The organism is Piscirickettsia litoralis (genome assembly GCF_001720395.1).
In the GTDB taxonomy this organism is placed as follows: Bacteria; Pseudomonadota; Gammaproteobacteria; order Piscirickettsiales; family Piscirickettsiaceae; genus Piscirickettsia; species Piscirickettsia litoralis.
In genome coordinates, this window is sequence record NZ_MDTU01000001.1 from 1,263,863 (window position 1) to 1,269,974 (window position 6,112).

The following is a 6,112-nucleotide window of genomic DNA, read 5'->3' on the forward strand; positions in this document are numbered from 1 at the left end:
TGCCTATTTTTCACCCCTCTATTAGCAGATTTACAAATAAATGCCCTGTGTTTTATAAGAGCTAATAGCTCCTTTGCGCTAGCAGGACTAAGCAAAGATTCTAAGTGTTCGCTTTCGCTTTCGCTTTCAATATTATATGAAACAGCTTGACGAAAATTACTATTACAGGTTTTACAAATCCTACCTTTTTGTTTTTCCTGGTGATCTTTAGATGAACAGTTATAACATATAATTTTACTACACTTATTACAATTATAATAATAGTAATACACATATAGATTGCAGATAGTACATGTATATATTAGTGGCATTGATTAAAGACTCCAGTTTGCAACACTGTGTTTCAATTTTATAAATTTTAAAAAAATACCACATGCAAACCTTTTTAAACACTCATTCACGATTAGTAAATATAATACTCTGAAACCAGGCCATATTATAAAACTGGACTAATATCACTAAAAAATTGTTAAAAACTAAGTTAGCATTATAAAAATTTATGTCAAGATAAGTTTTAAGTGGCACCGATGCTGGTAGCACTAAGATAAAATATTGTGATTCAATAAGGCTGACCATGATGCAATCGTAACAGCTTCTTTAAATTTTTCAATATAAGAGCTAAATAACTTTTCTCATTTTTTTATGTTTTCTTATTTGTTTTAAGCATTTACAATTCTTGAATTATTTTAGAACGTTAATGGTTAATTGTGAAAAATTATTTTCCCTTTGTTTTTTCAAATAGCGATAGAGCCACTTATAAATAGAGGATTCAAGGTGCCTAGATCCAGGTTAAACTATGAGATATCAACTGGAGCAAGAAAAGGCTCTATTATAGAGGAAGACTCTGGAGGCCCTACTCCAGTAGAGTATAGGGAAGACTCCGTCATTGGTGAAGGCATTTATGGGAGAGTACGTAAATTTAAATCTGAAAAAACAGCAAAATACTATGCTGTGAAAGATTTTAAAGAAACGGGAACATTAGAAGAAATAAAAAGCGAAGCGAGTTGCTTTAAAAGGGCGTATCAACAATATGAATCAGAAATATTTTTAGAAGAATCTTCTTTAGTTCAGAAATGCCGCTTTATTATGCCCTATTTTGATGGAGTAAGTTTTGATGAGGCAATGAAAGCTTACCCACTGTACCAAAATGAGATTATTTTTGCAGTTATTTTAGAGTTAGTTAGAATTCATAGCTGTAAAGTGATTCATGGCGATATTTGGTCAAGAAACATTAGAATTCAACGAATAGAAAGTGGCTTTCCTAAAATGGGGAATTCAATAGGAAGGTCTCAACTTGAGAAGCACTTAGCAGAAGAGGGTGTATTAGAAGAGTATTTGGCTAAAGAGTGCTTTACTTTCACTGTGAAATTTATTGATTTTGGTCACAGTTACTTGTCTGGTGGGTTCGCTAAAATGAAGCCTACCAACCTTAGGTCTTCATCATTTGCCCCCGAGAGAGTGATAAAGCCTTACCAAGTTGACCGTTGGCGCAAAAGAGGAAGTAAAGCAGTTCCTGCGAATGTTAACCAAGATGTCTACTCTCTGGGTTATATGATTGGTCTTTTTTATCAAAAATATGGAGAAATTCCCGGTTTGGTCTCTGGCTTTCAAGAAAAGGCATTGAACCTTATTCCTTCTTATAGACCTTCATTGCTAAGCTTGATTGAAGATTACAAGGAGTATTCTTTTTATAGAAAATATGAAGGCATTATCGATGCATATTCTTTGAGTGTTAATTTTTCTAAGCGAGCTAGCACAAGGTCTCATTATAACTGCCTACCCACACATCTTAGTGCTGCAGCACAGCTAGTAACAAAATCAGAAAGAAGGGCTTTACAAGCTCCAGCTCACATCCACTATATTTGGGTAGGTGGAAAAATTACCGCGAATAATATGCGGACAGCTTTACTAACGGCAAAAAAACAAGAGAAAATGCACTTTTTTTTGTGGACAGACTCTAAAGCCAAATTTGAAATGTCGACTCGTTATATTAAAGGGCACTCTTTAAGTTATGCCGCTAATTTAAAAAACTTTCACTTGCGTGATATTGGGGATTTAGTTGCTTGGGTTGAGTCGAATTATAAAAAAATATTTCACCCTAACAACCCTTTTTTCTATACATTCTCTTTATTTGATCTCCAATGTATGAGCAATAGAAGAGGTGCTGGTCGTGATACTAATACACGTGCATTAAAATATATCTCAAGTCTCTGGCAGCCTGAGAGTGTGGTTTCTGCTAGAAGTGAGAATCCATTAAAAGCAACATTACCTGATATGATGCTGCAATTATTTTATCATTATTTGAATTTGATGGGCTTTACTTATAAAGCATCTGACTCCGGATATGGAAGGACACCTGATTACCATACGACTCCTGAACTAGAGTCTAAAATTAATTACAATAATTACGCCTCTGTTTCTGATTTATTGAGAATTATTTGTATTTTAAAAGAAGGAGGTTTATACATTGATTTTGATGAAACAGTGGACAAATTTTTATTAGAACCAGAAGACTTCTCTCTTAATGAAAGGTTCAGGTATGGGGTTGGTTACCATAATAATAACGCAGTTCAACTCTCTATGCCTTTAAACTTGAGCTCGCCACACTTGAATGGAGAACAAGAAATATGGCAAAATCACTTGGGTCAAAACCTACTTATTCTCATGTTATCTAAGCTTGCACATTATAATCAGCCGTTAAGAGAACTACTAAAAGCGAACTACCCTCTTTGTGATGTTTTAAAACATGAAAGTGCTGATGAATTGATGGGGTTTAATTCTGCCTATGACTATATGCGTAAACCGTTAGCTGAAGCTCAGGGTAGAAAAGCAAAAACTCAATCATCATCAGGAGCGCAAGGACCATACCAAAGATCGTACAGAGGCAATAGAGATGATAGTTTTTCATTATTCGAAGCAGCTCGTTGGTTAAAGCAGCCCATCGAAGTTAATTACTTATCTGCATTAGAGGCAAGTAAGCGAGACAAGCTCAATTCTTTTATACAAGACTTTGAGAAAGGAGGGTTATCACGTGAGGACATTGAAAGCCGCTTTGACCTAGAAAAGCAAGAGGAATTAGATGAGGATAGGCAAGGTCGAGAAAAGTTTGAGCCATTCTTTATTTCTAATCGACTGAAAAAAAAGATCTCTGGAGGATTTTCTGGCAGTTGGAGAAATGGCCAGAAAGAGAAACCTATTACTTTTCAAGGTCAATCATCTCGTGCTGAGCCTAGGCACTTTCTAAGTGATTCTACTCATAGAAAGCTTATATCAAAACAAGTAAGTGGTATAAAAGAGCAAGTAGACCATAATAAGGGAAGTGCGCGAGCCCAATTTGCTATTGGCCTTGGGCCCGGCTGTATCGATCATTTACTTTGCCTTTCAAGCTATGGGCTTTTCACAAAGTGTCGTTATGAAATAAGTGTTCGTAACATGAAAGGAAGAATGGCTGCTGATCCATGGCAGGAATTGACTCAAGCTCTACCGAGAAGAAAAGGGTTAAGTCTGGGACTGCCTCCGCAATTTTTAGATTCATCTGATGATGAGTCTATTTCAGAAGAGTTGCGTATGATAGGTCGCTCGCAACAGTTTAAGCCTGCTCATCCACATAGAAGAGGCAAAATGCCGATAAGAACAGACTTATGGGACAGCTGTAGCGATGATGACTGTGAACCAATGCCAATACCCCCAGCTCCTGAAGAATTTTCTAGGAGGCCCCATCAGCAACAAATAGTTGGGGCTAGACCTGCTTATCGAGGTAGAAGAGATAAAATGCCGAGGGGAGTAAGCTTAAGCGATAGCTTTGATGATGGTGTGTATGCGCTAGAACATTCAAATTCAGAAGAATTTCCTAAGAGACCTCAGCCGCAGCTTAAGCCTACTCACCCACATGGAGGAGGTAAACCAAAAAGAATGAGCTTAAGCGATAGCTTTGATGATGGTCTACTTGGACTGGAAAGTTCGAATTCAGAAGAATTGCCTAAAAGATCTCAGCCGCAGCTTAAGCCTACTCACCCACATGAAAAAGGTAAATCAAGAAGAATGAATTCATGGGACAGCTGCAGCGGTGATGAGCATGAGCCAATACCTCCAGCTCCTGAAGAATTTTCTAGGAGGCCCCATCAGCAACAAATAGTTGGGGCTAGACCTGCTTATCGAGGTAGAAGAGATAGGATGCCAAGGAGAGTGAGCTTAAGCGATAGCTTTGATGATGGTCTACTTGGGCTGGAAAGTTCGAGTTCAGAAGAGTTGCCTAAAAGATCTCAGCAGCAGTTTAAGCCTACCCTCCCGCATAAACCAAAGAGAATAAACTTAAGACGTTCAGGACATTCTGATGGTTATGGTAATCGCTGGGCAAAGTTTAGGAAAGATAAGTTATATAAAAGAGCGTATGAATTTGGCTGCATGATCGGGGCATTACAAAGTGCTGCTTCTAGTTATCTTATTCCAGAAGATGGAAAGCCTGGAAACACAGGGAAAAAACGTACTAAACAATATCAACAGCACTTATTGCACTGTAAAGAGCAGTTGTTAAAGTTAAGAGGTGATACTAAAAGAACAGATGAAGAGGTGAGTAAGTTTTTAGAAGCTCTTGAAAAAGAGAGTGTCAGGCATTTGGTATTAATGGTCAAAAATGAGGAACCCTATCGTTACTTCTTGAGCCCAGGGGGAACTAATAATTCATCATTGTTCTCTTACATCCTTGATTATTTATTTTATTTTTATAAGTATAAAGGGAATCCATTGGCATGTAATTTTTATCCAGCTGCTTACTATTATGAGGGCAATAAAGAACCCAGGGCTAGCAAACTTGAATCAAAAGTATTGCAACACTTTTTAAGAAAAGTATTTTTGGACTATACAGGTGACCCTGATTATGGCTCTAGAGAATATGCTAAGAAGCATATCGATCCTTATACAGAACAGATTAACAGTGATAAAAATTTTAGAAAAGTGTTGATTGAGAGAATCAAGTCCACCAGAGTAAAAAGAGCTAAACCTCGAAAGCCTAATGAGTTTATTGGAATAGGCGGTAGAAAAATTTGCCAAAGTGAAAAGAGATAGATCCAAACAACTCATAAACCTCTTAAGTACTTTTTTATAGCACTTTTCTAACATTTTTATTTCTAAAACAATCACAACAAACAAAGGAGCACCTATAGTGTCAGCAATAGAAGCTCATAAAAAGGGAAAGGATCATCAAGCAAGAACCCCACTTTAGACTTGACATAAAAATGGGGACTTTACAAACGATTTGAAATATTGCTTTTTCTCCCCTATAATCAGTGCACTTCTTAAGGGGACGACATGGCTTCGACGTGGATTGCAAAACTTAAGGGGCATGCCGAGTGATGATATCTACACTCGTTAATCAGAGATATTACTTTTATAATTGGCGAAGCTAAAGCTGCCAACGATGCTGACATCACTGTAGCTGCTAACGACTCTGTCGTTGCTGCTGATGTCAAAGCTGCCTAAGAAACAGCACATCGACGTTGTCTGAGTCCGCTTGTAGACCCAGGGTTTCAACGTTCATCTTTTTACAAGCTCGCGACTTTAATGTGTCTGTGCATTAAACGCTAAAACCTAAGCAGACTCGCGAAGTGGTGCCAGGTTCATCGGGCTAAACTAAGTTAAATATAATAGGTGAACTAAGCATGTAGATCCGAGAGTGGAGGATTTACGGACGCGGGTTCGATTCCCGCCGTCTCCACCACCCTGACCTTTCAAAACTTCCCCATTTCTAAGCTGCCTGTGCGGCAATTAACGAAAAGGGGCGCTTTCAAGTGCGTTTTAACTGTTTCTAAGCTGCCTGTGCGGCAGTAGTTAACCTGAGTTCATGAATGAGCTTGATGATTTTCGTTTTCTAAGCTGCCTGTGCGGCAGTTAACCTCTACCTAGACTACGTAAACAACTTCTTAACTTTCTAAGCTGCCTGTGCGGCAGTTAACTTCCGTCTTGTGTAGATTGAACATTTCCCATTTTTCTAAGCTGCCTGTGCGGCAGTTAACTCCTCGAGTCCTTCACGCTCACTGACGATAACTTTCTAAGCTGCCTGTGCGGCAGTTAACGACCAGCTCATTTTCTTACCTTTTTCTTGTTTTCTAAGCTG

At 38.2% G+C, this 6,112-nt stretch carries 1 protein-coding gene, 1 other RNA gene and 1 CRISPR repeat array; both genes read left to right on the plus strand.

Going from position 1 to position 6,112, the window contains the following annotated elements:
• Nucleotides 1–774: 774 nt before the first annotated feature.
• Nucleotides 775–5,064, plus strand: coding sequence for a protein kinase domain-containing protein (locus tag BGC07_RS06085; RefSeq protein ID WP_069312380.1), 4,290 nt, complete (start codon nt 775–777; stop codon nt 5,062–5,064).
• Between the two features lie 234 nt (nt 5,065–5,298).
• Nucleotides 5,299–5,716, plus strand: a transfer-messenger RNA (tmRNA) gene (gene ssrA / locus BGC07_RS06090).
• Nucleotides 5,717–5,740: 24 nt separating this feature from the next.
• A CRISPR array of direct repeats spans nt 5,741–6,071; the repeat unit is 28 nt; unit sequence TTTCTAAGCTGCCTGTGCGGCAGTTAAC.
• The last annotated feature ends 41 nt before the right edge of the window (nt 6,072–6,112 follow it).